Source organism: Streptomyces sp. NPDC041968, from assembly GCF_055589025.1.
This window is the reverse complement of record NZ_JBVJCB010000005.1, coordinates 368,526-395,119: the sequence shown is the minus strand read 5'-3', so window position 1 is coordinate 395,119 and position 26,594 is coordinate 368,526. Positions and strand designations below refer to the sequence as shown.

The 26,594-nt window shown below is 70.1% G+C and carries 26 protein-coding genes; 12 read left to right on the top strand and 14 right to left on the bottom strand.

The window, feature by feature from the left end:
* The first annotated feature begins 30 nt into the window (after positions 1 to 30).
* Both ACZ6EG_RS15490 and ACZ6EG_RS15485 read left to right on the top strand, forming a co-directional pair.
* Positions 31 to 1,677 (top strand): serine/threonine-protein kinase, encoded by a 1,647-nt coding sequence (locus ACZ6EG_RS15490; RefSeq protein ID WP_469604868.1) that lies wholly within the window; start codon positions 31 to 33, stop codon positions 1,675 to 1,677.
* Between the two features lie 337 nt (positions 1,678 to 2,014).
* The gene (locus ACZ6EG_RS15485) at positions 2,015 to 6,496 is read left to right on the top strand and encodes an FtsK/SpoIIIE domain-containing protein (RefSeq protein ID WP_469604865.1); all 4,482 of its coding nucleotides are present in this window, start codon (positions 2,015 to 2,017) and stop codon (positions 6,494 to 6,496) included.
* 68 nt (positions 6,497 to 6,564) lie between these two features.
* Here ACZ6EG_RS15485 and ACZ6EG_RS15480 read toward each other — a convergent pair whose 3' ends face one another.
* The 3 genes from ACZ6EG_RS15480 to ACZ6EG_RS15470 all read right to left on the bottom strand — a co-directional run bounded on the left by ACZ6EG_RS15480 (position 6,565) and on the right by ACZ6EG_RS15470 (position 8,962).
* On the bottom strand, positions 6,565 to 6,993 hold the full coding sequence (locus ACZ6EG_RS15480; protein WP_469604862.1) for a hypothetical protein: 429 nt from the start codon (positions 6,991 to 6,993) through the stop codon (positions 6,565 to 6,567).
* Positions 6,994 to 7,176: 183 nt separating this feature from the next.
* Positions 7,177 to 8,637 (bottom strand): hypothetical protein, encoded by a 1,461-nt coding sequence (locus tag ACZ6EG_RS15475; protein ID WP_469604859.1) that lies wholly within the window; start codon positions 8,635 to 8,637, stop codon positions 7,177 to 7,179.
* Positions 8,630 to 8,962: an SAV_915 family protein gene (locus ACZ6EG_RS15470; RefSeq protein WP_391970077.1), complete on the bottom strand. Its 333-nt coding sequence runs from the start codon at positions 8,960 to 8,962 to the stop codon at positions 8,630 to 8,632. The genes ACZ6EG_RS15475 and ACZ6EG_RS15470 overlap by 8 nt, the downstream gene beginning before the upstream one ends.
* Before the next feature lie 110 nt (positions 8,963 to 9,072).
* Here ACZ6EG_RS15470 and ACZ6EG_RS15465 point away from each other — a divergent pair, with 110 nt between their 5' ends.
* Positions 9,073 to 9,375, top strand: coding sequence for a hypothetical protein (locus tag ACZ6EG_RS15465; RefSeq protein ID WP_391970076.1), 303 nt, complete (start codon positions 9,073 to 9,075; stop codon positions 9,373 to 9,375).
* A gap of 87 nt (positions 9,376 to 9,462) precedes the next feature.
* On the opposite strand, the gene ACZ6EG_RS15460 is transcribed toward ACZ6EG_RS15465, so the two are convergent.
* Complete coding sequence (locus ACZ6EG_RS15460; protein ID WP_366768461.1) at positions 9,463 to 9,723, bottom strand: WXG100 family type VII secretion target; 261 nt, start codon at positions 9,721 to 9,723, stop codon at positions 9,463 to 9,465.
* Between the two features lie 219 nt (positions 9,724 to 9,942).
* Between ACZ6EG_RS15460 and ACZ6EG_RS15455 the strand changes: the two genes are divergently transcribed.
* From ACZ6EG_RS15455 to ACZ6EG_RS15440, 4 genes are all read left to right on the top strand, one after another.
* Positions 9,943 to 10,203, top strand: coding sequence for a WXG100 family type VII secretion target (locus ACZ6EG_RS15455; RefSeq protein WP_391970075.1), 261 nt, complete (start codon positions 9,943 to 9,945; stop codon positions 10,201 to 10,203).
* Between the two features lie 15 nt (positions 10,204 to 10,218).
* The gene (locus ACZ6EG_RS15450) at positions 10,219 to 11,067 is read left to right on the top strand and encodes a hypothetical protein (protein ID WP_469604848.1); all 849 of its coding nucleotides are present in this window, start codon (positions 10,219 to 10,221) and stop codon (positions 11,065 to 11,067) included.
* Positions 11,064 to 11,717, top strand: a complete 654-nt coding sequence (locus ACZ6EG_RS15445; protein ID WP_469604845.1) for a hypothetical protein — start codon at positions 11,064 to 11,066, stop codon at positions 11,715 to 11,717. Before ACZ6EG_RS15450 ends, ACZ6EG_RS15445 begins: the two co-directional genes overlap by 4 nt.
* Positions 11,718 to 11,806: 89 nt before the next feature.
* Complete coding sequence (locus tag ACZ6EG_RS15440; RefSeq protein ID WP_469604842.1) at positions 11,807 to 13,198, top strand: PE-PGRS family protein; 1,392 nt, start codon at positions 11,807 to 11,809, stop codon at positions 13,196 to 13,198.
* Between the two features lie 42 nt (positions 13,199 to 13,240).
* Here the strand turns inward: ACZ6EG_RS15440 and ACZ6EG_RS15435 are convergent, their stop codons facing one another.
* The 5 genes from ACZ6EG_RS15435 to ACZ6EG_RS15415 form a co-directional block, all read right to left on the bottom strand.
* On the bottom strand, positions 13,241 to 13,939 hold the full coding sequence (locus ACZ6EG_RS15435) for a hypothetical protein (RefSeq protein ID WP_469604839.1): 699 nt from the start codon (positions 13,937 to 13,939) through the stop codon (positions 13,241 to 13,243).
* A gap of 84 nt (positions 13,940 to 14,023) precedes the next feature.
* Positions 14,024 to 14,806, bottom strand: a complete 783-nt coding sequence (locus tag ACZ6EG_RS15430; protein ID WP_469604836.1) for a hypothetical protein — start codon at positions 14,804 to 14,806, stop codon at positions 14,024 to 14,026.
* On the bottom strand, positions 14,799 to 15,128 hold the full coding sequence (locus tag ACZ6EG_RS15425) for a hypothetical protein (RefSeq protein WP_469604833.1): 330 nt from the start codon (positions 15,126 to 15,128) through the stop codon (positions 14,799 to 14,801). Before ACZ6EG_RS15425 ends, ACZ6EG_RS15430 begins: the two co-directional genes overlap by 8 nt.
* 22 nt (positions 15,129 to 15,150) lie before the next feature.
* The gene (locus ACZ6EG_RS15420) at positions 15,151 to 16,647 is read right to left on the bottom strand and encodes a C2 family cysteine protease (RefSeq protein ID WP_469604830.1); all 1,497 of its coding nucleotides are present in this window, start codon (positions 16,645 to 16,647) and stop codon (positions 15,151 to 15,153) included.
* Entirely contained in the window at positions 16,647 to 16,997 is a 351-nt protein-coding gene (locus tag ACZ6EG_RS15415) for a hypothetical protein (RefSeq protein WP_391970069.1), read from the bottom strand. Before ACZ6EG_RS15415 ends, ACZ6EG_RS15420 begins: the two co-directional genes overlap by 1 nt.
* Before the next feature lie 316 nt (positions 16,998 to 17,313).
* Between ACZ6EG_RS15415 and ACZ6EG_RS15410 the strand changes: the two genes are divergently transcribed.
* Positions 17,314 to 18,705 carry a PE-PGRS family protein gene (locus ACZ6EG_RS15410; RefSeq protein ID WP_469604828.1) on the top strand — a complete coding sequence of 464 codons (1,392 nt, stop codon included), beginning with the start codon at positions 17,314 to 17,316 and terminating at the stop codon, positions 18,703 to 18,705.
* A 31-nt stretch (positions 18,706 to 18,736) separates the two neighbouring features.
* Positions 18,737 to 19,339, top strand: coding sequence for a hypothetical protein (locus tag ACZ6EG_RS15405; RefSeq protein WP_469604826.1), 603 nt, complete (start codon positions 18,737 to 18,739; stop codon positions 19,337 to 19,339).
* 33 nt (positions 19,340 to 19,372) lie between these two features.
* Here ACZ6EG_RS15405 and ACZ6EG_RS15400 read toward each other — a convergent pair whose 3' ends face one another.
* Entirely contained in the window at positions 19,373 to 19,951 is a 579-nt protein-coding gene (locus ACZ6EG_RS15400) for a hypothetical protein (protein WP_391970066.1), read from the bottom strand.
* 481 nt (positions 19,952 to 20,432) lie between these two features.
* Between ACZ6EG_RS15400 and ACZ6EG_RS15395 the strand changes: the two genes are divergently transcribed.
* From ACZ6EG_RS15395 to ACZ6EG_RS15385, 3 genes are all read left to right on the top strand, one after another.
* Entirely contained in the window at positions 20,433 to 21,239 is an 807-nt protein-coding gene (locus tag ACZ6EG_RS15395) for a hypothetical protein (RefSeq protein ID WP_469604824.1), read from the top strand.
* A 64-nt stretch (positions 21,240 to 21,303) separates the two neighbouring features.
* Complete coding sequence (locus ACZ6EG_RS15390) at positions 21,304 to 22,539, top strand: mucin-2 (RefSeq protein WP_458418725.1); 1,236 nt, start codon at positions 21,304 to 21,306, stop codon at positions 22,537 to 22,539.
* A gap of 37 nt (positions 22,540 to 22,576) precedes the next feature.
* Complete coding sequence (locus ACZ6EG_RS15385) at positions 22,577 to 23,167, top strand: hypothetical protein (RefSeq protein ID WP_469604820.1); 591 nt, start codon at positions 22,577 to 22,579, stop codon at positions 23,165 to 23,167.
* A gap of 15 nt (positions 23,168 to 23,182) precedes the next feature.
* On the opposite strand, the gene ACZ6EG_RS15380 is transcribed toward ACZ6EG_RS15385, so the two are convergent.
* From ACZ6EG_RS15380 to ACZ6EG_RS15365, 4 genes are read right to left on the bottom strand one after another with little or no spacing between them, the layout of a single operon-like run.
* Positions 23,183 to 23,779: a hypothetical protein gene (locus tag ACZ6EG_RS15380; RefSeq protein WP_469604817.1), complete on the bottom strand. Its 597-nt coding sequence runs from the start codon at positions 23,777 to 23,779 to the stop codon at positions 23,183 to 23,185.
* 34 nt (positions 23,780 to 23,813) lie between these two features.
* Entirely contained in the window at positions 23,814 to 25,124 is a 1,311-nt protein-coding gene (locus ACZ6EG_RS15375; protein ID WP_469604814.1) for a PE-PGRS family protein, read from the bottom strand.
* A 13-nt stretch (positions 25,125 to 25,137) separates the two neighbouring features.
* Positions 25,138 to 26,004 carry a hypothetical protein gene (locus ACZ6EG_RS15370; RefSeq protein WP_469604812.1) on the bottom strand — a complete coding sequence of 289 codons (867 nt, stop codon included), beginning with the start codon at positions 26,002 to 26,004 and terminating at the stop codon, positions 25,138 to 25,140.
* Positions 26,005 to 26,038: 34 nt separating this feature from the next.
* Positions 26,039 to 26,572, bottom strand: a complete 534-nt coding sequence (locus ACZ6EG_RS15365) for a DUF3093 family protein (RefSeq protein ID WP_469604809.1) — start codon at positions 26,570 to 26,572, stop codon at positions 26,039 to 26,041.
* Positions 26,573 to 26,594: the final 22 nt, after the last annotated feature.

The window sequence follows — 26,594 nt, the reverse complement described above, 5'->3', positions numbered from 1 at the left end:
TTCGGGGGACACGGGGGAGGGGTGGACGCCATGCGACCGCTCGAAGTCGACGAACCCACGGTCGTGGGGCCCTACCGGCTGCTGGGCCGACTGGGCTCCGGCGGCATGGGCCGGGTCTACCTGGGACGCAGCTCCGGCGGTCGCACGGTCGCCGTGAAGATCGTGCACCCGCACTTCGCGCTCGACGAGGAGTTCCGCGCCCGGTTCCGGCGCGAGGTGGCCGCCGCGCGCCGGGTGGGCGGCGCCTGGACCGCGCCCGTACTGGACGCCGACCCCGAGGCGCGCGTGCCGTGGGTCGCCACCGCCTACGCGGCCGGGCCGTCCCTCACGGCGGCCGTCGCGGACGGCGGCCCGCTGCCGGCCCGCTCGGTCCGGGCACTCGGCGCGGGCCTCGGCGAGGCGCTGGCGGCGGTACACGAGCTGGGCCTCGTCCACCGCGACGTGAAGCCGTCCAACGTCCTGCTCACCCTCGACGGCCCCCTCCTGATCGACTTCGGCATCGCCCGCGCCACGGGAGGCACCGCCTCCCTCACCTCGACGGGCGTCTCGGTCGGCTCCCCCGGGTACATGGCGCCCGAGCAGATCCTCGGCAAGGGCGTCACCGGGGCGGCGGACGTCTTCTCGCTGGGCGCGGTGCTGGCGTACGCGGCGACGGGCGAGCCGCCCTTCCCCGGCGACTCCTCCGCCGCACTGCTCTACAAGGTCGTCCACGAGGAACCCCGGCTCGGCGCCCTGGACGGTGAGCTGCGGGGCCTGGTGGCGGCCTGCCTGGCCAAGGACCCGGCCGCCCGCCCGGCCCCCGGCGAGGTGGCCCGGCGGCTGGCCCCCGAGGGCGCGGCGCACCTGGTGACCGGCGGCTGGCTGCCCGGCCCGCTGGTGGAGCGCGTCAGCCGCAGCGCCGTGCACCTGCTGAACCTGGAGGCGGCGGAGTCCGCGTCGGGGCCGGTGGGGTTCAGCCGGCCGTCCGTGGGCGGGGCTGAGGCGGGCGGGGCGCCCCGGGTGTCCGGCGCGTTCGGGCCGGCGCCGGTGATGCCCACGCCGACGGTGGTCCCGGAGCCGAGGGACGGGGGCGGTGGCACGGGCGGAAGCGGGCACGACGTCCCGCCGCCCGGCAAGCTCTCGCTGTCCGTGGCGGCCACCTCCACCCGGGACACCGGAGGCCGCAAGGGCCGCAGGCTCAGCTGCACGGTGGCCCTCGCGGTGGCGGGGGCGATGGCGGCGGTGACGGTCGGTTCGGTGTTCGTGTTCGACCTCCTGCCCGGCTCGGGCGGCGAGTCCCCGCCCGGCGACTCGGACACCGCCACCCACACGCCGTCCGCGCCCCGCACCGTCCCCGGGCGCTACGTCGGCACCTGGGAGGGCCAGGCGGTCGCCGTCAAGGGCAACCTGCCCCTCGGCACCTTCCGCCTGACCGTCCGCGAGGCCACGGTGGGCCGACCCCTGGGCACCCTGCGCCACACCGACATCTTCGGCGGCACCTGCGACGACCTGCTGACCCTGCGAAAGGTGACGGCGACCCAGATCGTCGCCGACGCCGTGGGAGCCGAAGACAACCGGGACGTCTGCAACCCGGCCCTCCACACCGTCCACCTCACCCCCGTCGGCGACGACCTCCGCTACGAGTCCGACAGCGAGGCCTCGGGCCGACCGAAGGCGCGGCTGTCGAGGACGGAGTAACCGGCCGGTCGCCTCTCGGGGCACGGTTCGCCGAAGCGACGTCCGGCCCCTGCGCTCCGACCGGCCGCTGCGGTCACTACTGTGTCAGCGCCGGGCCCGCCGCGGCGGCAGGGGGGGGCCGGCGAACCGTCACGGTCCGCCCCCCCACGGGTGAACCCGCCGCGACGCCGCACGGCCCCGGACCCACGCACCGCCGGACACCGAGGGCCCCGGGCGGCCCTACGCACCGCCGGACGTCCGGGACATGGGCGGCCGGGTCCGCCGTCGCAGACGGACAGTAGTCTCCGTTGCCGGAGCAACGAACACGGCCGCGAGGCCCACGGGGAGGAAGACCACCATGCGGATGCTGGTCACGGTCGTCAGCGAGGGCGGTGAGCCGCACGACGTCGTCGTCACGGCGGACGACACCGCGACGGCCGGCGACGTCGCCCAGGCGCTGTCGACGGAACTCGGCCGAAGCGGCGCCCCGGTGGGCATGCCGGCGAACGTCAGGGTCATGCCCGGCACGGCACCGCCCTCGTTCCCCGGCTACGGGGCTGCCGGGACCGGCGTACCCGCCCTGTGGGCCGACGGCGTGCTCTGCGACCCGGCGGCGCCCGTCGCCCAGGTGCTGCAGGACGGCATGCGCGTCACCGTGGACGACTCCATGGGCCCGCTGCTGCGCAAGGGCGAACCCGTCGGCCAGTTCGAGCTGAGGGTGGCCGGCGGTCCCGCTTCCGGGCGTGTGGTCCGGCTGGGAGTCGGCGTGACCACTCTCGGGTCGGCGCCCACCTGCACGCTCGCCCTGCCCGGAGCCGGCCTGCCCCCGATCGCGCTCCGCGTCGCGATAGACATGCAGGGCAATGCCACGCTCGGCCCCGAGGCCGGCACCGAGGTTCAGCTCGACGACGAACCGGTGACGGCGCCCGGGACGCCCTGGCCACCGGACGGTGTCGTACGGATCGGCGACTCGCTCCTGGTCCTGGCCCGCGTCGCCGCGCCGGACGCGCACCTGTCCGCGATGAGCGAGGGCGGCCTGGCCTACAACCGCCCGCCGCGGCTGTCCCCGCTGCGGCCGCGCCGCCGCCTCGTGGTGCCGGTGGCGCCCAGCAAGGGGGAGCGGGCCCGCTTCCAGCTCCTCATGGCGGTCATGCCCATGGCCTTCGGCATCGGCATGTACTTCCTCACCCAGCAGATCTACATGCTGCTCTTCTGCCTGATGAGCCCGCTGATGATGGCCGCGCAGTGGATCAGCGAGAACCGCGAGGGCAAGAAGAAGCACCGGACGTCGGTCAAGCAGTACAAGAAGGACCTCGCGGCCCACCAGGTCGAACTGGCCGCCCTCGCCAAGGAGGAGCAGCGCGCCCGCCGGGCCGACGCCCCCGACCCGGCCGAGGTCCTGCTCTTCGCCACCGGCCCCCGCCGCCGCCTGTGGGAGCGCCGGCTCACCGACCCCGACGCCATGCAGCTGCGGATCGGCGTCGGCGACCTGCCCTCGGACGTGGAGCTCGTCCTCGGCCGCGGCGGCTCCATGTACGAGGAGGACGCCCCGGACCCGCCGGTCCTCGCCGACGTCCCGGTCACCCTCCCCTTCGCCCAGCTCGGCGTGGTCGGCGTCGCCGGCGACCGGGAACGGGCGCTGGCCACCGCCCGCTGGCTCGCCGTGCAGGCCGCGGTCCTGCACAGCCCGCGCGACCTCTCCCTGGTGTCCCTCACCGCCACCCCCCACGCCGGCGCCGACTGGCACTGGGTCCACTGGCTGCCCCACACCAGCCCCGACCAGGGCCAGGACTGCGTGGCACTCGTCGGCTTCGACTCCGAGACCGTCACCCGCCGCGTCAACGAGCTGCTCAACGAACTGGCCCGGCGCAAGGCCGCCCGCGAGCAGAACACCACCACCGGCCAGCTCTACCCCGACCCGAACGTCCTGCTGGTCCTCGACGGCGCCCGCCTGCTGCGCCGCGTACCCGGCGTCCCGCAACTCCTCAGCGAGGGCCCGCGGTACGGCATCCTCGCCCTCTGCGTCGACGAGGACGAGCGGCTGCTGCCGGAGGAGTGCAAGGCCGTCGTCGCCTGGTCCCCGGACGCCGCACACCACGTGCGCGTACGCGGCCACGGGCTGGAGTCCGCCGGGGACGTCCTGGCCGACCAGGCCGTGCCCGCCTGGTGCGAGCTGCTCGCCCGTTCCCTCGCGCCGGTGCGCGACGTCAGCCGCGACGACGCCGGCGGTGCCCTGCCCACCGCCGCCCGACTGCTGACCCTGCTGGGCATGCCCGACCCGTCCGGGACCGACGTGGAGCGCGTGTGGCGGGCGGGCGGCTCGTCGACCGCCGCGCCCGTCGGCATCGCCGCGGACGGCCCGTTCGTCCTGGACATCCGGCGGGACGGACCGCACGCGCTGGTCGCGGGCACCACCGGCGCCGGCAAGTCCGAACTCCTCCAGACGATCATCACCTCGCTCGCCGTCGTCAACCGCCCGGACGCGCTGAACTACGTCCTCATCGACTACAAGGGCGGCAGCGCCTTCATGGACTGCGCCCGGCTGCCGCACACCGTCGGCATGGTCAGTGACCTCGACGCCCACCTGACCGAACGGGCACTTGCCTCGCTCGCCGCCGAACTGCACCGCCGCGAGAAGATCCTCTTCGACGCCGCCGCCAAGGACATCGAGGACTACAACGACACCCGCAAGCTCCGTCCCGAACTGGAGCCGATGCCCCGACTCGTCCTCGTCATCGACGAGTTCGCGTCCCTGGTCGCCGAACTCCCGGACTTCGTCGCCGGCCTGGTCGACATCGCCCGCCGGGGCCGCTCCCTGGGCGTGCACCTGATCCTGGCCACACAGCGGCCCGCCGGCGTCGTCAGCGCGGACATCCGCGCCAACACCAACCTGCGCATCGCGCTGCGCGTGACCGACGCCTCGGAGTCCATCGACGTCATCGAGGCCCCCGACTCGGGCGCCATCGCCAAGTCCACCCCCGGCCGCATGTTCGTCCGCTCCGGCGCCCAGTCCCTGGTCGGCGTCCAGTCCGCCCGAATCGGCGGCCGTCGTCCCGCGGTCGGCGGGACCGGCCCGAAGGCGACCCTGCTGCCGCTGCCGTGGCACGCCTACAGCCGGCCGCTGCCCAAGCGCGACGAGGCCGAGGACGACGGCACCATGGTCACCGACCTGGCCGTGCTCGTGGACGCCGTGTGCGACGGTGCGCGCCGGATGGGCTTCGGCGAGCAGCGCAGCCCCTGGCTCGACCCGCTCTCCGAACTGGTCACGGTGGACGAGGCGACGGCGTACGCCTCCCCGGCCGGACCGGAACCGGCAACGGACGTCGCGCCCATCCCGTACGGCCTGATCGACCTGCCGGCACGGCAGACGCGCATGCCGCTCTCCCTCGACCTGGTGCACGGCGAGCACACCATGATCCTGGGCGGTGCCCGCTCGGGCCGCTCGACGGCCCTGCGCTCCCTGGCGGGCTCCCTGGCGCGCAGCACCTCCCCGCACGACGTGCACGTCTACGGCATCGACTGCGGTTCCAACGCGCTCCTGCCGCTGATGCGGCTCCCCCACGTCGGCGCCGTGGTCACCCGTGACGAACCGGACCGGGTCCGCCGCCTCATCGAGCGCCTGCTCGCGGAGATCGCCCGGCGGCAGCAACTGCTCGCCATGGAGGGCGCCTCCAGCGCCGCCGAGCAGCGCGCGACGGCCTCCCCGGAGGACCGCCTCCCCTGGATGGTGCTCCTGCTGGACGGCTGGGAGGGCTTTGCCTCGACCTTCGAGGCGTACAACTACGGCTCCCTCCTCGAAGCGGCCCAGCGCATCTTCCGCGAGGGCTCCGCGGTCGGCCTCAAGGTCGTCATGACCGCCGACCGCACCGGCCTCAGCGGCCACGTCTCGTCCGCCTTCGCCGACCGGCTCATCCTGCGCTTCGCCGACCCGAACGACTACTCCACGGCCGGACTCCAGGCCCGCGAGGTCCCCAAGAACATGCCGCCCGGCCGCGCCCTGCGCATCACCGACACCGGCGTGGACGAGACCCAGATCGGCCTCCTCGCCCCGGACCCGGCCGGCCAGGCCCAGGTACGGGCGCTGCGCGAGATCGCCGAGGAGACCGCCGCCCGCCACGGCCGGATCCCCGCGGCACGCCGCCCGATGCGGGTGGACGCCCTCCCGTCGCACATCACGTCCTCCGAGGCCCTCGCCCTCGACCCCGACTTCACGCCGCCGTCCGCCCTCTGGGCGCTGATCGGCGTGGGCGGCGACGAACTCCACCCCGTCGGCGTGGACCTGGAGGAGAGCGGCCCCGGCTTCGTCATCGCGGGCCCGCCCAAGTCCGGCCGCTCGACGACCCTGATGGCCGCGACGGAGTCCCTCCTGCGCGCCGGGACGCCGGTGGTCCTGGTCGCCCCCCGCCGCTCCCCACTGCGCGACCTGGAAGGACGGGACGGCGTCCTCGGCCTCCTCAACGCCGACAGCCGCGAGTCCGACCTCGACGAACTGGTGGCCAAGGCGAACGGCGGCTCCTACGCCGTCGTCGTCGACGACGCGGAACTCCTCTACGACACGAGTCTCGACGAGGCCCTGGAAACGGTGGTCCGCAAGGGCGCCGACGGCGGCATCGGCCTCATCGCGGCCGGCTCCACGGACAGCCTCTCCGGCCAGTACCGGGGCTTCGCGGTCGAGGCCCGCAAGTCCCGCAACGGCATGCTCCTCACCCCCCAGAGCCCCTCCGAGGGCGAACTCTTCGGCATCCGCCTCCCCGCGAACGCCGGCGGCGGCCCAGCAGGCAGCGGCCTCTTCGTGACCGGAGGCTCCTTCATGCCGATCCAGGCAGTACTGAACGGCTGACGCCGCGTCACGGCACGAACACGGGCCCCTGCCTGGGAGGCGGGGGCCCGCAGCGGCGTCCGGGATGCCTACGGTTTGGTGAGGCGAACGCGGGTGATAGGGATGGTTTCGGGTTTCTCGGGGGGCCAATTGCGAAGCACCCAAAGACGGCGAAAGAATAGCACTACGGCCCCGACTAGAAAGAAAGCTGAAAGGATCGAGGTGCCGAACACGGGAAAGTTGGTTGGGGGAATACTGACCCAGTGGCGAGAGAGGAGGCGGGAAGGGTTCTCAGGGTCGTAAATCGCCCACATGTGGTCACCGGTGTGAAAGTCGGGATGCATGCCGGAAAATTCTGATAGCTCAACTTCTTCTCCTGCCCTAGGGCCCAGGGTGAACTTGATTTTTACAAATTTGGCGGTCTCGTTGACGTCCGTAACGATGGCGGGCGCAGCTACGCCACGTTCACGCAAATCTTGCAGCAAAGAGTGTGCTGGGAACCAAAGGAAAAGCGCCATTCCCAGAGTGAGTAAAAACCCACCGAATGCGCCAAAAATGTGGCGGTAACCAGGGAGGGGTGGTTGTTCCCTGTGTGTCGCCCGCCGGGCAGCGGACTGTTGATTCCGTGCGACTCTTGGCGGCAGTTTGTACTCACCAGGAGGACGCTTCTTTTTAGTCTTTTTAGTCATCCCTGCCTGCCTTCATGAGATCCATCTGCTCACGCACTTCTTGACGTCGGACGCGGCGTCGCCGATGACGGCACCTGTCTGCTTTACCGCTCCTGTGACCGCATCAACTGCAGGTTTGCCATACTCACTCTTGATGACATAGGAAGCCCCGTATCCGGCTCCGAAACCCAGCACCACGCCCGCAGCGATACCCCAGCCGACTGGCCCTCCGGCCAGCGCTACTAGTCCCATCGCGCCCCACGTGCCGACTGTGCCGGCCGCCATTCCCCCAACGTTGGCGGCGATGGCTACATCCGTCTCCGTTCCGTGAGTGACGTCCCAGCCGATGGCCCCGATGGTCAGTACCGTCCCTACCAAAGGCAGCTTTCCGCCCGCATGCAGCGATCGACCGAAGAGAGACGTCGAGCTGGGGGGACGGAGGCCCGGTACCTTACTCACCAACCAACTGCCCCCGTCCGCGACGGACGCCTCCATCAGGCGTGAGAACGATCCCATCCCGAACTTGCCGAGGATCCGCTCCGCCTCACGGACCGATTGCCTCGACGCTCGGGCCGCGCGCTTGGTCTCGTTCTTGAACTTCCTCTTGTCCTCCTTGCTCATGGCGTTGAGGCGCTGTTCGTACAGCCGACCCGCTTCGTCGGAGAACCTTTGCGACCGCTCCCAGAAATGCCCCGCGTACTTCGCCTGCGCCCCGATGACCGCGGCCAGCAATCCGGCTGTGTCCGACCAGGTGTCCGCAGGATCGCCCAGCTTCTTCACGGCAATCTTCGTATGCATCCAGGCCATGTCCCAGAGGGTCGGATCATCCCCCTGCATGAGCGCCCGGTTGAACACCGCAGTCGGCTGGTCCTCGTCGAAGTCCCCGTGGAACAGGGCGGCCGCCTTCTCGAACCCCGGCGCAGGGGAATGGGCGTAGATCGCGGCGGTGAAGGCCGAGCCGAACACCTTCACGTCCTCCTCGGCGGTCGACGCGCCGGCGGCCGCAACGGTCACCGGAAGAACCTCGAGCAGCCTCGGGTCCATCCTGGCGAAGAAGGCCGACGCAAAGTCCGGATCGCCCTTGTGCTTCGCCAATTCCGCCGCAATCCGATGGAAGGCGGCACCCGACTCGCCCGCACCGGGATCGAGCGTCTCGTTCATCTCGTCGGCGAGCTTCTTCCCGCCCGCCCGTGCTTCCCCCACGGTCGAAACCGGCTCACGCAGGTGCACCATGGCGCCGCGCCTGACGCCGCCCGGGTCGGTCTCCATGGCCGCTGCCAGCGCCTGCCTGCGCCGCAACATGGGCAGCTCGTCGTCCACCCACGCTGCGATCTTCCCGATCTCCCCGAGGTGCGTGGTGTCCACGCCGAGGCGCTGGAACCGGGTCGCGTACGAGGATTTCGCATCGTGCAGCGCCTTGCTGCCGCGGGCGAGGTCGTCGATGGTCCTGCGGAGGTTCTCCGGATTGATGCCGTTGAAGTCGGGGTCAACCACGGCCGGACTCCTGCTGCCCCTCGTCGGCCGGTCGCGGATCGACCAGTACGGTCCGCACCCCGGACCCGGCGAGGCAGTTCTCCAGTTCACCCGTAGGGATGATCACCCACGGCTGCTGCTCACCCATCGCCTCGACCAGGAGGGGGACCGACGTGAAGGCGAGAGCGGTGAGGTGAGTCGTGCCGTCGTCGCCGGTCGTCGGCAGGAGGGCCGCCTCGACCTGGTTGTCGCCCAAGGGGGTGCCGTCGGGATTGCGCGCCATCCCGGCCAGGGTGGGCAGCACAAGGAACTCGGGATTCGCCCGAGTTGTGTCACGGGACGTCATCGCCTCAGATTATGTGCTGGTGAGAGGCGGACCGGATTCGCTGATGCGCTGCGGCAGCAATGTGTTGACCAGTCGATGTCGAAAATATGAAAAGCAGTAGGGAGGTCCTTGTGGCGGAACAGGGAGCGAAAGTACCCAACCCGAAAAGGGCCGAGCTGGAGAAGCTCCGCAACGACCTCGCCAAGGAGGTGGAAAGCCTCCGCAAGACCCTCAAGACCCCGACCGAGGAGATCGGTGGTGACAAGGTCTGGGTCGGGAAGAACGCGAGAGCCTGGCACCGGGAGTTGGACGGCCGGCACCGGAAGCTCGCGGAGCAGGTCGGGAAGTTGTTGCCCGTCGTCGACGCGGCCATCCGCGGTGAGCCCGAGAAGGTGTCGGCGGCCGAGGCGCGCTCGTACCACCAGGCCCGGTGAACGCCGTCGGGGCGCCGGGGCCGCGGTCCCAAGGACCTGGCCCCGGCGCCCCGGCCGGTCACCCCGCTGCGCTGGAAACGCCTGCGATCAGGTGGCGCGCTCGATGTTGTCGGCGCTGGTGTTCGCGGACTTGCTGGCGTCGTTCAGCGTGTCGACCCACTTGTCGAAGGTCGGCTTCACATCGCGCCAGTCGTCCCGGAACCGGTCGGCCTTCGGACCCTTCCAGTAGCCGGAGCTGTCCGCCGTGGCCGACTGCAGGTCCTTGATCAGGAGCTGCAGGTCGTGGGCCTTGCGGGCGTACAGCTTCGACAGTTCCCGGAGCCTCGTGAGATCTGCACCGCGATCCATGGGCGTTCCTCCCCGTGTCATCAAAGGCAAGCGGACTGTCCGTTCGCAACAGTGGACGCTACAACACCACCTGCAGTTCCCGTCCACCGCTGTTGCGAATGGGATCTTCCGGTGAACGACCGGTGTGTACGGCGTGTGGCGGGGCAGGTCAGGCTCCTGCTGTGGCGCGGGGGGTGCGACAGTATCCTGGAGTTCCGGAGACAGCGGGGGAGAGCTGCTATGGCAAATCCTGACATACAGGAACTCAATCAGCGCGCGAGCCAGTTGAGGTCACTGGCCGACCACATAGACGAACTCGTCGACACCGCGAAGAACCACAGCACCACCGGCATGAAGACCTGGTCGGGTCCGAACGCGGACGACGTGCGAGGCGCGCTGAGAACCTGGAAGACGAAGTGCGGCACGGTCGCGAAGGCCTTGCGCGACGAGGCGCAGAAATGCTCTCAGGACGCCAAGGACTTGCAGGACAAGAAGAAGTAAGAGGCGAAGAGACCAGTGCCCTCCTTTGACAGCTCCCGTGCCCGCTTCCGGCTCGCCGACCGCCACATCGCGGTCTTCGCCCACCTCCTGGACGGTGAGACACCGCCGGAGGAGCTGACGCAGTCACTCACCGAGCTGCAACGCATCGGTCTGGTGGGCGAGGAGGGTGAACTCGCCCCGCTCCTCGGTGACCTGCTCCGCACCCTCGCCGACCCGGTCATGATGATCCAGGTGGAGATCACCGGAGCGCACGGCCCGTTGAACCACGGGGTGGTGGTCGGTCAGGACGCCGTGATCGCCCACGACGGCTGGCCGGGCGAGGAGGAGTCGGAGTACGTCTCCATCGAGCCCAACACCCTCGTCTGGGAGCTGGCCCGCAAGGTCAACCTGCACCGCGGTGAGCGGCCCGAGGAGGGCGCCCCCGAGGTCCGTGTCGGTACGACGATGGCCGCCCTGGACGCCGCCTTCGTCGCCCTGGAGGAACCGGGCCCGGACGACGACGCCACCCGCGACCTCGTCCGCACGGCACTCGTCGAGGCGGACCCCGCGCTCGCGGACCGGGACCAGGCACTCACCACCCTCCGCGACCTGATCGTCTCCCTGAACGCGACCTGGCGTATCACCACGAGCTGGGACGGCGAGCACGAGGGCGAACGCGCAGCCATGGTCCGCGCCCTGGCCGTCTGGGACTGCGGCCCTCTCGGCCACTGGATCCGCGAACAGCCGGAGGAGCCGATCCTGCCCGGGCAGGTCGGCCCCGAGAGCCCGCTGGTCCTGGTGCGCTCCCACGCGGCGGAGGTCTGGCGGAAGATCACCGCCCTGATCCCCGACCGGGAGGAACTGGTCGGCGGCAGCGCCGCGTGACTACCGCTCACACGGCCCCCGCGGGGGCGGCGCCCCCCGCCCGCGGGCCGGGACGACGCTGGTGGCCGGCGACCCTCTGGGTCACCCTGGGCACCCCACCGGCGCTGGCCGGCTGCGGCTGGCTCGGACAGGACGCCGGTCTGCTTGCGACGCTGCTCGGTGTGGTGGTGGCCCTGCTGGTGCTCGCCGTGGCCTGGATCCTGTGCGGCGCGAAAGCGGGCGCCGGCGTCGCTGTGTTCGGCTTCGCCTTTCTCCTTTTCGTGGGCCCCGCCCTCGGCGACTACGCGATGCAGGAGCGCGGAGTCCGGCACGACGACGCCGTGATCACGGAAGTCAGCACGTACCGGGGGAAGGGCGGGGAGAGGCGCCCCGTGTGCTCGGTCGCGCTCACCGACACCGACCGCGGACGCACCGTCGAAATCGGCGACACCGGCGGCTGCACACGCGACTTCACCCCGGGCACCCACGTCACCCTCGTCGACGACCCGGAGGGCCACCTCGCCCCACGTCTGGCCGACAAGGCCGACGGAGTCGCCCCCTACCTCCTGTGGACACTCGCCGGCCTCCTCACCGCCCTGGAGACCTGCGCCGTACTGGGCAGACAGCGACGGCGCCGGCGACACGACGAAACGCGGCCGGATCCGAGCTGACGGCAGGCTCGATCCGGCTCAACGGCGTCCATGGTCACCCGGTCTGACGAGTCGGAAGCGAGCAGGCCGAGTAGAGAAGGGGGCAGGGTATGTCGTTCCGGGGGGCGAACCCCGAGGATCTGGAGCGTCTGGCGAAGCTGCTGGACGGGCGTGGTGGGACGGCGGAGCGCCTCGACGAGGCTTTTGCCCGGGCGTCCCGGCTGGGGGTGAGCGGGCAGCTGGCGGTACTGAGGCCGATGCGGGCGTGGTCGGCCGACGGGGCCAGGGACCTGCGCAAGCGTGCCGTGATCCTGCGGCTGGAGAACGGTGATCCGACGGCGGGCCTGCTGTGGGCGGGGTTCACGGCGGAGGACCTGGAGAAGTACAAGGGCGAGGGGATCAAGCCGGAGACGCTGCTGCTGGCCAACTCGGTGGCGGCGAGCGGTGATCCTGCGGCGAAGGACCTGGCGCGGCAGCCGGGGGAGAAGCTCGGCGACTGGGTGGCCCGTCTGGAGGCGCACGCGCTGTCGAAGATCCCGGGTCTGGAGCCGCACGAGGAGACCCTCACCGAGATGATCAAGTTCGGCAGCGATGCGTTCAACGTCGCCGCCGCGGCCCAGGTCGTGGGCGCGACCGGTTTCTCGGGGACCAAGGTCCTGCTGGGCAACGCGATCAAGACCGGCAAGCTCGGTCCGATGAAGGACGCCCTCGCCGCCCGGTGGACCGCGCCCGGCAGCAACCCCCTCCTGAACTGGGCGGGATCGCGTCTCAGGAGTTACAACCCGCCGATCCGCTCGCTGTCCGCGCCGGGCAGCTGGTTCCCCGGTCAGCTCGGCAACATGGCCTCCCGGAGTCAGACGTACCAGCGGGTCGCCAACGTCCCCCTGAGCTCCGGCTTCCTCGGCGACCGCTGGGGTCGCGGTTGGGATGCGCTGCGCCGGCGCGGGTTCATGAACGCCAAGCTGCTGGGCGTTACTCCCAACCAGGCCATCAATCTCATCACCGGGTCGGACGACGTGGCCCGCATGTACGGCGGGCTGACCCACTCCGGGCAGGATGTCGTGCGGGCAGGGAATGCCAGCCTGGTGAAAGTCGGTAGGGCGGGTGGATTCAAGGCAGCGGTCAAAACTGCGGGGGCTTTCCGGGGCGGGGGCATCGTTTGGTCGGCGGGGGCGACGGCGTTCTCGGTGGCCAACATCGCCACCATGGACCACGGGAAGGAGTGGGAGAAGAGCAAGGCCGGCTACCTGGCCAACTACGCGGAGGTCGGGTTCAACGCCTCCCTGACCGCCGCGATGGTCGCCCCCACCCCCCTCACCATCGGCCTCGCCGTGGGCACCGGCATCGTCTACGGCGGACTGAAGGTCGTCGAGCACTGGGACGACATCACGGAAGGCGCCGACAAGGCCGCCGACTGGGTGGGCGACAAGGCGAGCGACATCGGAGGCGACATCGCCGACGGCGCCAAGAAGCTGGGCGGAGCGATCAATGTTTTCGACTAGCGGGCTGCGCAGGGCGTGAGCCGATCGAAGCAAGGAGCGGTCCTACACGCGATCTCCCACGAGCGCGAAGGCGAACGCAAGGCGCCGGTCGATCCAGTCGGCATGCACGGTCACCTTTTCGCTGCCCTCCGACGTCATGACCACCTCGTCTCCTACCCGCCACTCGAGCGAGCGGGGTTTGGAGCGCTGGTCACCGCCTTCGGAACCCAAGTCGGCGACTGCGCTGACGACGGTTCCGAGCAACCGGCCGGCCACACGACCGGCGATCTCCTTGGCGTCTCCGCTGACCCACTCATTGCGCCCCACGATGGCCGGGTGGCCCGGCTGCTCGATGCGCCAGGTGTGTCGCAGAGGGCGGTGCTTCGGCGGCACACGCGTGAGCGTGCCGAGGACCTGTCCTCGCCCGTCGCGCACCAGGTGGCGCTGCTCGCCCTCCTCGTCGACGGGCGGTTCCACGTGGCACAGGAGGCGACGGAGCACGGGATCCTCGTACAGGGTGTGTTCAGGGCGGGACGACAGCGCGGGTGGGTGAGCCTCGGCGTTCCCCAGGAAGGCGCAGGGTGCCATGACGCGCAGGGCATCGGATCCCTGCACCACCCGCACCGCGGGCGTTCCACGCACGGCGTACTTGCGCTTGACGGTCGCGGGGCGTTCCACGGATGAGATGACGAACGTCTGGACGTCGGCCCATTCGATCGGCTCCACCGGGGGCTCGTGGACCTTCTTCCTGCCGAACGCCATGTCTGCCTCTCCAGGCCTCTCGGGGTCCTCTCCACACGCTCGCCGAACGACTCTACCGAGACACTTCGCGGGTGGCGTGGCCCGCTACGCGCTCGTCCGAGTCAGCTCGACGCCCTGCTCCGTCAGGCCCGTCACCTCGAACTGCACCCCCGCGAACTCCACCGTCTCCCCGCTGCGTACGTCCTTGTAGAGGGCGACCGGAATCCCGGCACAGTTGGCGCCGATGCCCGCGGTGCCTGCGGTGGTGTCGACGTAGGAGACCGTGAGGGACAGGCCCGTGGGGAAGCGCTGGACGCCGCCGTTGTCGAGGAGGGAGAGGGTGGCGCCCTTGGGCGGGAAGCCGCCCGCGGCGGTGGTCAGGACCGTGCGGTTGGTGGTGAAGCAGAGGCCGTCGTCGGCGGGGCCCTGCCGGGATTCGAGGACCTCCGGCGCGGCGGCGAGGGTCGCGCGGTCCTCGGCGGCCTTCGGCTCCAGGACCACGCGGTAGGTGCAGATCTGCCGCACGGAGTAGGCGCGGCCGGCGACGGTGAGTTCCGCTCCTGGCTCCACGTTCCACTGCCGTTGCCCTGACGCGTACTTCGCGCCGTCCCGCAGCGTCGCCGTACGCTTCGTGCCGTCCGCGTCGGCTCCGGCGTACTGCACGCCGCCACCGCCGGGCAGCCGGAAGCCGCCCCCGCGCAGGACGTGCACACCGTCGGCCGGGGCGGTCCCCACGCAGGCAGGGCCCTTGTCGCGGGTCGCGGGGCTCGCGCCGCCGCCGCCCTCGTCACCACCGTCGGACGACGACCCGCAGCCGGCCAGCGCCAGCACGGCCAGCGCGACGATCGTTGCCGCCGCCCCCGAAACCCCGTATCGCGTACTACTCACCGGCCTGAACACCGCTCTCCTGCTCGGCCACGACCTCGGTCGGGCGCTCCAGAACGACACGGGTGCGGTAGTCGACCTCCGCCACCCGCCATGTGTCACCGGTGATCTCCACGGTGTCGCCCGCGGTCAGCCCGTCGTACTCCACGGGCGGCCGGCCCTCGCAGCTGACCTGGATGCGGCCGTGCACCGAGGGCTGCGCGAAGACCGTCGCGACGATCCGGTGCGGGAGCCCGTCGTGCTGCACCGTGTACGGCACGTGGTACCGGAGCACCCACCGGCCGTCGAACTCGAAGGGGTACTTCACCTGGGGTCGGTCGGGCACTGCACTCACCTGCGGGGCATCGTCACGGGACATCGAAGGCCTCGGGTCCCTGGAAGTACTTGTCGAGCTGGTCCTGGCTGACGGTGATCGGAGGGTAACCCTGCACGCCCCAGGGATTGCCGAGGATGATCCTGCCGTCGTCGGTGAAGCCGCGCACGTAGTAGGCGTGGTTGCTGTGGTACGTGCTGCCCCACTCCTGCGGATGGTCCTTGTCCAGACCCTCGTCGTCCGGGGTGGAGAGGGTGACGACCTTCCCCGACTCGTACGCGCTGCGCAGCGAGTCGATGTCCTTGTCGTCGTCCTTGCCGATGCCGAGGAAGCCGCCGGACTCGAGGTCGTCGCCCTCCCGGCCGGTCAGGTAGGGGGCGGCCTTCTTCGGGTCGTCGCCCTCGATACCGCCGTACCCGCGCTCCCCCTCGCCGTCCTCCGAGTAGGTCATCGCGAAGGCCTTCTCGTAGTACGCCGGCCAGGTCTCACCGTTGCCGTACGTGCTGATCGGGTTCCCGTTCTGGTCGGTGGGCAGGTCGGAGGTCATGGTCACCCAGTGGTGATTGCCCTCCTTGTCCCAGACACGCACGCTGACCGTGCCGTTGGGGTTCTCCTTGATGCCGTCCTGGATGAACTTCGGGTCCTTCTGTGCCAGGCCGGCCAGCGAGGCGACGTACCAGCAGTCGCCGAACTGGTTCTGGCTGACGTCGTCGGCGGAGACCCCGTTCTGGAACAGCGGGTCGGAGGGAGGCGCCCAGTGGATGCCGTTGTTGGTCTGGCCGTTCTGGCTGTTGCCGCCGCTCTCGTAGGCGTCGGTGTTGGTGAACGTCGGCTGCATGCCGGGGAAGGCCGCCTGGAACTTGCCCACGTTCTCCGGACTGATCTTGGACAGCATCAGGCTCAGCGTGTCCCGGCGCGCGGCCTCGGGCAGGCCGTTGTGGTCGAACGGGCTCCAGTTGGAGTCGTCGGTGTCGGTGAGCAGCTCGTTGTAGAAGGCCAGGTCCTTGGGGGAGGCCTTCGTCATGAAGGCGTCCAGCTCGGCCGCGGTCAGGCCGTCCAGTTCCCCGGAGAACTTCTGCAGGTCCTCCCGGTTGCCGTTGCTGCCGAAGTCCTTGCCGTCCAGGGCCCGCAGGTCACGCAGAGCTGAGTCGATCTTCTTCGCGTCCGGCGGCTTCTCGTCCAGGAAGACGCTGCCGTCGCTGACCGGGTACCCGCGCATCTCCAGCTCCTGCAGGCCCTCCATCTGCTTGACGCGGCGCTTCATGGACGCCTGCATGTCACCGAGCTCGCCCTGGAGCGAACCGGGCAGGCGCCGGCGGCCACCGAAGAACGACGGCATGGGGATCAGGTCGCCGACCAGCCCCTGGAGATCGGGGTCGCGGGAGGCGCTCTGCCCGGCCGGCAGGTTCTGCTGGGCGGTGGTGAGCAGGGTCGCGAGCCGGCTGTGCAGCTGCCCCGAGTGTCCGGCGAGGCTGTCGAGATCACCGGCCAGCGCCCGCAGCTTCGCGGCGTCGAAACCTCGGAACGCCATCAGTTGCCGCCCGTCCCGGCCTTGGCCTTGTCCTTCTCCTTGGCCTGCAGGTCCAGCTCCTCCGCCTGGCTCTCCCAGCGGGTCGCGTCCGCCAGCAGGGCCGTACCCATGCCGTTGAGCGTGCGCTGCCGCTGCTGCAGGGTGCCGGTGCACTCGTCGGCGAACGGACCCTGCCAGATCGCGCCCTCGTCGTCACCGGTACGGAAGCCGGCGGCGCGCGGGGTGGCCTTCTTCACCGCGTCGTCGAGGTACGGGCCGAGCTGACGGGCCAGGGTGCGCGCCTCGCGGGCACACTCGCGCAGCTGCTTGGCGCGCTTCTTCAACTCGACGGCGTCCTCGCTGGGCCCCACGTCCGCATCCTCCCCCGTTCGCCTTCTTCGTACGGCGCCGGGCTCGCTCGACGGAGCCATGACACCGCTGGTGCAGCATACGGGGCGCGGGATCAGGGCCCAGGAGGAGGCGATTCGTCTCCACGGATGACGCACAACCACCACACTTGCGCTCCCGGCCGAGGGCGGCGACGTGCTGTCCCGGCACGGGTGCGATGCGCCACCGGCCGGCTCGGAGCCCTCGCGGCCATCCTGCGACAGCCGGGCTCCGCCTGGCACCATGAGGTGTTCCGCCTCCCACGGGGGTGGGCCGGTGGTCGACGGACGGGGGACAGGTATGTCGTTCCGAGGGGCGAACCCCGAGGATCTGGAGCATCTGGCGAAGCTGCTGGACGGGCGTGGTGGGACGGCGGAGCGCCTCGACGAGGCTTTTACCCGGGCGTCCCGGCTTGGGGTGAGCGGGCAGCTGGCGGTACTGAGGCCGATGCGGGCGTGGTCGGCCGACGGGGCCAGGGACCTGCGCAAGCGTGCCGTGATCCTGCGGCTGGAGAACGGCGATCCGACGGCGGGCCTGCTGTGGGCGGGGTTCACGGCGGAGGACCTGGAGAAGTACAAGGGCGAGGGGATCAAGCCGGAGACGTTGCTGCTGGCCAACTCGGTGGCGGCGAGCGGTGATCCTGCGGCGAAGGACCTGGCGCGGCAGCCGGGGGAGAAGCTCGGCGACTGGGTGGCCCGTCTGGAGGCGCACGCGCTGTCGAAGATCCCGGGTCTGGAGCCGCACGAGGAGACCCTCACCGAGATGATCAAGTTCGGCAGCGATGCGTTCAACGTCGCCGCCGCGGCCCAGGTCGTGGGCGCGACCGGTTTCTCGGGGACCAAGGTCCTGCTGGGCAACGCGATCAAGACCGGCAAGCTCGGTCCGATGAAGGACGCCCTCGCCGCCCGGTGGACCGCGCCCGGCAGCAACCCCCTCCTGCGCTGGGCGGGCACCAAGCTGGGCAACTACAACCCGCCGATCCGCTCGCTGTCCGCGCCGGGCAGCTGGTTCCCCGGTCAGCTCGGCAACATGGCCTCCCGGAGTCAGACGTACCAGCGGGTCGCCAACGTCCCCCTGAGCTCCGGCTTCCTCGGCGACCGCTGGGGCGGCGGATGGGACTTGCTGCGCCGGCGCGGGTTCATGAACGCCAAGCTGCTGGGCGTCACTCCCAACCAGGCCATCAACTTCTTCGCCGGGTCGGACGACCTGGCCCGCATGTACGGCGGGCTGACCCACTCCGGGCAGGCGGTCACCCGCGCGGGACAGGCCAGCCTCATCACCGTGGGCAAGGCGGGAGGGTTCGGCGCGGCGGCGAAGACCGCGGGCCTGTGGCGAGGGGCCGGGATCGTCGGGTCGGCGGGCGCGACGGCGTTCTCCGTGGCCAACATCGCCACCATGGACCACGGGAAGGAGTGGGAGAAGAGCAAGGCCGGCTACCTGGCCAACTACGCGGAGGTCGGGTTCAACGCCTCCCTGACCGCCGCGATGGTCGCCCCCACCCCCCTCACCATCGGCCTCGCCGTGGGCACCGGCATCGTCTACGGCGGACTGAAGGTCGTCGAGCACTGGGACGACATCACGGAAGGCGCCGACAAGGCCGCCGACTGGGTGGGCGACAAGGCGAGCGACATCGGCGGCGACATCGCCGACGGCGCCAAGAAGCTGGGCAGCGCCCTCAACCCGTTCGACTAGCAACCTACGCACGAAACGAGCATCCGTCGCCATGGAAACGAGTAGCGAGCCCCTGAAGTTCGAGCTGGCGCCGTACACCGACCGGCCCAAGAAGGCGTTGCCCACGACCGGCATCAGGGGAGACGTGGGCCGCTTCGGAGCCGTGGCGGTGGAACGCTGCCCGTTGCACCGACCGCAGGCGAAGGGCATGGACACCGTCCGGCTGACCGGCCCCGCCTTCCCGGAGACGGTCTTCCGGGGCAAGCGCAGGTCGGGGATGCCCTCCCTCTTCAAGGCCGAGCTCACCCTGGACGGCGGCCCTGCCGAGCTCCGCTTCAACCCCCGGGCCCTGCGCAGGGAGGACCGGGCCCTGCGCATCGCGTACGAGGGCCGGGAGTACGTCTACTCCGTGGAGGGCCTGGGCAAGGCGAAGGTCCTGGAGCGGGAGGGCGTCCGGGTCTCGCTGCAGCACGGCCGGTTCGTCCCGTCGACCGGAACCGGCACCACGGGCACCGCCACCGGACCGGCCGACGCCGTGGACCTGGCGATCGCCATCGTGCTGGAACAGGTGGACACCGATGTCCTCACCCTCGGCGGCGCCGCACTGTCCTCCCCGTTCGCCCTGATGCAGCACTTCTCGGACCGGGCGGAGTAGCTGCCCCGGCGAGGCCTCGGGGGTGGCCGGGCGTCACTGGAAGATCTCGAGCCAGCCCAGCGACCTGTTGAAGAAGGCGCGCACCGCTCCACCCCGGGTGAGGTTGCGGGTGTTGACGCCGCACATCACGGCGGCGAGGGCGAGATCGGTGGCGTCCGCCGGGCCCAGAACGGTGAAGGTGGCCTTCCTCCGCGAGCCCTTGCCGTGCCGGTGCGTACGAATCTCCACACCGTCCCGGACCAGGGCGCGGTCCCGGTGCCGGGCGCTGGTCGCGAAGTAGCGGTACTCCCGCCCGGCGACCCGCATCCGCAGGGCACGCCCGGCTCTGGTCTGCGCCCAGCGGTTGCGCTTGAGGCGGATGCCGTCCCGGCCGACACTGAGCCGTCCACTGAAGAGCGAGGGCTTCCGTCCGTAGGCCCATCCGTCGAACGAGGTCGTGGGAACGGTGTCCCCCCGGACCTCCGCCACGTGACGGTCCCCGTGCCGTCGCGCCGGGTAGGTCACCTCGATCCGCCCGAACTCGCCCGCCGTCCCCCGGTACCCGAACTTCCAGGCGAGCCGGTGACCAGAACGGTCCTCCCAGTGGTCGAGGCTGTACGTGTGTGGCTGCATGGTTCCTTCCCTCGCCTCTGCTGCGGGCAGGTTACCCACCGGCACTGCTCGGGGCGGGTGGCGCCCGAGGTCGCGAAGCTGAACTCCCCACCTCCGCATGGGCATCACCAGGGCCCTCGGGTGACTCACGGCACTTCGATTACCTTTGCTTTACTGTTCTGTGGCGCGGCAACCGACAGGTGACGCGGAGATCAGGTGCCACCGAGGTCCCGTTTCGCCCATGTCGGATTCACGGCAAGTGAGGCAATGGTCGCGGTCGGGAAACAGGCGCGGCCGGACTGATCGAGGACTGAAAGGGGTCAAGCGAATGAGCGAGACCTCCTTCGAGCTCCAGCCAGGGCCATCCGCCCGGGGACGCCGGGGTGAGATTTCCTCGAGCCCATACACGCGGATTCTTCCGACGCTCGGCGCTCTGGGGTCGATGCCGGGGCGCTTTCTGAACCGGTGCAATTTTCTCTGAACTTCTGGGGGACAGGACACAATGCCTTCTTTGGATGCGGCGCGCCGCCGACTGCGGCTGTCCGACGACCATGTCAGCGTGCTGGGCGTACTCGTCGAGGAGCACCGGCTGCCGGACGAGTTGTCGCAGGCCCGGGAGGAACTGCGCGGGGCCGGGCTCCTCGACGCCGACGACAAGATCGTCGGTGATCTCTACCCCCTCGTCTCCACGCTGATGGAGCCTCGCGTCATCGCGCGTGTCGAGGTGACCGGTCCCCAGGGCGTGACCAGCAACGGGGCCGTCATGGGTGACGAGTTCATCTTCGTCCACGAGGCATGGCCCGGTGAGGCGGAGTCGGAATACGTGCCCGCCGAGCCCGAGACGCTGGTCTGGTCCCTGGCCAGGATGGTGGACCTGCACCGTGACCTCACCGACGAGGCGGACACCGGTGAGGTGATCGAGTCGACCATGGGCACGCTCGACCGGGTGATCGAGCGCATGGAAGGAGGGGAGAATGAGGAAGCCGAGGCCGTGGCCGAGGCGACCGGTGCTCCTCTGCGGCTCACGGAGGTCCTCGCCGAGCTGAACTGCATGTGGCGGATGACGGTGGCCTGGCAGGGCGACGGCTCGACCCGGACGGACTCCGGACTGGCCGTCTCGGCGCTGGCCGTGTGGGACTGCGGCATCGAGGGCTACTGGGTCCGCGAACGGCCCGCCGAGCCGGTGGCCGACGGACAGGTCGACGCGGCGAGCGCGCTGCGGGTGCGGCGCGCTTCTGCCAAGGAGCTGTGGCAGCGCGTCACCGATCTCCTGCCGGATGAAGCCCAGCTTGCCTCCGCGGCCTCATGAGGACTTGAGAGCGCTTCGCTGTCCGGTCATCGCACGCTGCACCAGCTGACTCAACGGGGAAAAAATGGGCGACAAATCCAAGCGCATGGGGAATCCGGAAGACCTCGAACACCTGGCGAAGCTTCTGGACGGTAGGGGGAAACTGCAGGACAAACTGGACGAGGCGTTCACCCGGGCGTCCAATCTCGGGGTGCGGGACAAACTGAGCCCTCTGAAACCCCTGCAGTCGTGGACCCGGGAGACGTCCACGGATCTGAGGCGGCGCGGCGCCATTCTCCGTGCGGAGAACGGTGACCCGCTGGCAGCCGCCCTGTACGCGGGCTTCAAGCCGGAGGACCTGAAAGGCAAGCAGCTTCCTCCGGACATCATGCTCATCGCCAACGCGTCCGTGGCCAACGACGGCAAATTCGACAGTGAGTGGCTGAAGCGTCAGCCGGGCGAGACCTACCAGGACTGGATAGAACGTGTGCAGTCCGACGCGGTGGCGAAAGTCTCAGGGGACAAGAACCTGGGCGAGGTGGTCGGCGACTACATCGACATCACCGCGATGGCGTCGACTGTTCCGGGTGCGTTCAAGATGGCGGCCGCCGGAACCATGGGGCTGATCAAGAGGTTCCGCAAGGGCGAGTTCCTGAAGGCACCCGGGACGACTCTGGCTCAGATCCTCAAGGGGAAGCCTCCGTCGTACATCCCCGCGCAGATCGCCCGACTGGGGGCGAGCATCGGCGCACGTACTCCGTCGGCGGTGCTCAACGTACTGACGGGCAAAGACAGCTACGCCGTACTCGCGGGCAAGCGTTGGGCCTGGGAAGCGAACCTGATCAAGGTCGGCAAGAACGCCGGTGCCCTGAACAGGGCGGCCGGCGCGAGCAAGCTGTCCGCCTTCACCTCCGGGGCCGGTACCGCGCTCCGCACGGGCGGCTGGTGGCGGGTCGCCGGCATCGGTGGCAGCGTCGTGGCCACCGGTATCGGTGCCTTCGACGTCTACCAGGAAGGCAACCCCGTCGAGGCCTTCAAGAGGGACAAGGCCGGATACGTCTCGAAGGTGTCCGGCGTGGCCTTCAACGCCTCGCTCACCGCAGCCATGATCGCCCCCAACCCGATCACGATCGGTGCGGCGGCGGTCACGGGCCTCGTCTACGGTGTCTCCTCCATCGTGGACAACTGGGACAAGGTCAAGCAGTTCCCCGGCAAGGTCGCGGACGCCGGGGCCTGGGCGGGGAAGAAGGTGGCCGAGGGGGCCGGGAAACTGGCGGACGGCGCCAAGAAGCTGGGCAGCGCCCTCAATCCGTTCGACTGACGTGACGCGCCGGAGGGCGCGAGATTCAAGGTGGACCATGTCTCAAGGGCCGTTTGAACTGCGACGCTTCACCAACTCCGTGACGTCGCAGACCCAGCACCACGTGACGTTCTGGCGTGGCGAGGTGGGCGGGCTGGGCTCTGTTGAGCTCGTGGTCCCCGCCCTGGAGGTCGTGCCGGTCGCGGACCAGACGCGGACCTGCGGGGCGATGGTGGTCGGAGAGAGCGTCCCGACCTCCTACTTCACCGGCATGCCCTATGGCGGGCGGCCCCGGCTGGCCTCGGGGCGGCTGAACGTCGCGGGGCAGCAGGCCGCCTTCGAGCGCAGCGCCCTGAGCACCAGCCGACAGGGGCGGGCCCTGCGGATCCGGGCTGTGGGGCGGGAGTATCGGTACGTCGAGACGGGCGGCCGGCGGCATCACGTGCTGGAGCGTGCCGAGGCGCGCATCGAGATGGTCCGCTCAAGCTGGGCCCGCCCCGATGTCCTCTCCGGCGCCCCGCACGGCGCCGTGGACTCCGTCGACATCAGCCTTGCCGTCCTCTTCGAGGGCGTGTACACGCGCAACCTGTCACTGAGAGGGGCACTGCTCTCGGGGCCGGGACGGCTGGCGGACCGGCTGGGGGGATAGCCGCTCGGGTGTCGGCTACTCCCCGGAGGGCGAGAAGGTCTCGGTCGACCGCGGCGTCAGGATCCTGTTCAGGGCCGAAGCGACGACGCCGCTCGACGTCAGGGCGGCTGTCTGCACCTCTTCGAAGATGACGGCCAGAGCCAGGTCGACTCCGTCCGCCTCCCCTTCCACCGTCCCGTAGCTGCTCGTCCTTTTCCCGGCCGAGCTCTTGCCGGGGCGCAGGAGGATCCGGACGTCCTGTCCTTCCAACGTCGCGTTCCTGCCGTGATCGCTCACGGTGTATGTCCAAGCTCGGCCCTGGTGAGCCAGATGCAGAGCTCTCGATCTGCTCCGCAACGCCCGAGCGTTGAAGTGCAGCTCGACGGGAACGCCGGCGACGAGGAGGCATGCCCTCTCGAGGCCGGGCCGGCCCGGGCCGATTCCGCGGTACGTGGTGGCCGGGAGGCGATCTCCGCGCAGGACCACTTCGCTGTAGCTGCCGCTTCTCCTGCTTTCCCTGATCGAGATCTTCGGGCGTGAAGCGACCACTTCTCCGAAGGGCCCGACCGTCCCTTTGCGGCCGACTTCCCGTCTGTTGGAGAACTCCTGCAGTTCGAACGTGACGGGGCTCAAGTCGCCTCCTCTCCCCGGTCGGTGATCTCGGCTTTCAGAACCAGTTCATCGGGTTCGCCGCCTTGGCGACGCTTTTTGCGCCACCGGCTATTTCCCGGCCTGCGTCCGACAGCCTGTCGCCGGTCCAGTCCACTGCCTTGCCCGTACCTTCCTTGATGTCGTCCCAGTGTTCCACGACCTTGGCTCCACCGTAGACGAGGCCCGTGCCCACAGCGAGACCGATGGTGACAGGGTTCGGGGCGACCATGGCGGCTGTCAGGGAAGCGTTGAAGCCGACCTCCGCGACGTCCGCCACATATCCGGCGCCCTTTTCCTTGAAGGCGTCCACCGGGTTTCCCTGGGCGACGACATTGGCGGAACTCAGGCCGGTCGCCAGGACGCTCCCCCCGATACCGAGACCCCTGATGAACCCACCGGTCCTGCCCGCGGTCTTGATTCCGGTCGCCAACGGCGAGACGGCCCGGCCCATACCGAGGGCGTTCTTCGTCCCTTGGAAATGTCGTGCGTTCTGTGCTACGCGCCACAGGTTGGCGTTACCGGCGCGGGTCACCGCTTGCCCTGAGTGGGTGAGGCCGCCATAGGTCCGAGCCAGTTTGTCGGAACCGACGACGAAATCGATGGCCCTGCTCGCGAAGGGAGACCTCACGCCAGGAAGTCTCCGAGCCAGGTCGTATCCCTCGCTGAGCAACGCGTTGCGACGAGCGGTGGTGAAAGGGACCCTGCTGGCCTGCTGGTAGAAGCGGTTGTTGCCGAACAGGCTCCCCAGCCGGCTGGGGAGCCAGCTTCCCGGAGCGGACAAGGAAGCGGGTATTCCCTTCGGGAGCAGCCCGAGGCCTCGACCGAGCAGTTTGACGGTCCCGCTGCGTTCGGGCCGGGCCCACCATCCGGAGTTGATCGCGGCACGCAGGAGTCCGTCGCGCCACGAGTTCCTGGCCAGGACGTTCACCATGCCTGACCCGATGAACATCGTCCGGGCGCCGATGTGAAGAGTTCCGCTGACGGAACTCAGGAATTGGAGGGTGCCGGTGAGGTTCTTCTCGCCGAAACGGTCCAGTCCCGGGACCTTGGCGAGATAGTGGGCTTCGACCCGGTTCAACCAGTCGGTGTACGTCTCCCGGTGACCCCGTTCCAGCAGACCGTCGGCTCTCGCGATCGTCGCGCGCCTGCGGAGGTCGGATGGTGTCTCGGTGGCCCAGGCTCGCATCGGCTTGATGGGCGCGAGTTTGTCGGTGACGCCCAGGCGGGAGGCCCGGGTGAAGGCTTCGTCGAGATTGTCCGCCAGGCCTCCTCTCCCGTCCAGAAGCTTGGCGAGGTGGTCGAGGTCGTCCGGGTTGACGGTGCGCATCCTGGTCCCCTGTCTATGTGGTCGCGACCGCGAGCTCTTCCGTGTCCGGCAGCAGGTCCGCAAGCCGGTCCCAGATCTCTCCGGCGCTGGCCCGTACGACCGTCAGGGCACTCTCGGGGCCGATCTGGCCGTCCTCGACCGGTTCCGCGGGCCGAGTGCGGAGCCAGTGGCCGTGGCGACCGCAGTCCCATACCGAGATGCTCCGCTGCGACGGGGCGCCCTGGGCGCCCTCCCACGCCGCTGTGACGCGCCAGGACGAGTCCATGGCCAGGATGAGGTCGACTAGGCGGGAACGCTCCGGTTCGGAGAGGCCGGCGGTGCCGGAGAGCGCGTCGAGCGCGGCGGCCTTCACGACAGCGACCTTGTCGGGCCGGCCCTCCACCGCGGTGAGGATCTGGTCGAGCGCGCCCATGTTCGTCGTGATCTCTGCGATCTCGGAGGTCTGCGAGGGCGAGGCGGTCTCCGGGGCCTCGGCGGTGTCCGGGGCGTCGTGCGGGTTGCGCCGCAGCTTGACCTTGCGGGCCATTTCCCACACCAGCGTCTTCGGCTCGATCGGGACGTACTCCGACTCCTCCTCGCCGGGCCACGCGTCGTGAGAGAAGACGCCGTCCTCCCCGACGACCAGGCCGTGGGTCAGCAGGCCGTGCCGGCCGGTGATCTCGGCCTGGATCAGCACCACGGGCCGGGCCAAGGTGGTCAGGAGCTCGCGCAGGAGAGGGGGGAGTTCCCCCTCCGGGCCTACGAGACCGGCCCGCTGCAACTCGGTCAGGGAGTGGTGCAGCTCCGTGGGTGGGACTTCCTTGTCCAGCAGGTGGGCGAAGACGGCGATGTGGCGGTCGGCGAGCTTGAAGCGGCCCCGGGAACTGTCGAAGGAAGGCATGTCAGCAGTCTCCCGCACCCTGCGTGGCACACGTTCAGCGGTGCTGGGGCGAGGGGGTCGTCGCCTGGGTGAGTGCCGTGAGGAAGGCCGTGCGGTCGCGGGTGGCGATGCGGAGGGGTTCTCCCCGGTGGGTGCGGAGGACGACGCTGTCCATGCCCATGGGCACGCTCCAGCCGCCGCCCACCAGGCGGGGGTCGCCATGGTCGGTGGCGCGGAGGCCGGGCACGGGGGCGTCCACGGCGTTCAGTGACGCGGCGTACTGCTCGCGCGTGGTGGGCGGCGCGGCCTGGGCGGCCGTCTGGACGGACGTCGGGTCGATGGCCGTGAGCGGAATGCGCTCACGGCCGACGCGAAGCGTCGTCCCGTCCACCTGGATGCGGTGGTAGACGAATTTCGAGAGGGGGACGGCGAGACAGGGGAGCAGCAGCAGGAGGAACAGCGCGCACATGCCGAGCCACAGGCCGAACTCGCCGGGGATCGTGCCGACCCCCATGTACGCCATGCCGGCCGCATAGAGGGCGATGCAGATCGCGGACCAGGTCTTCGGGGTCTTCTCCGTGTAACGCATTTTCCCTCATCTGACTGCTACT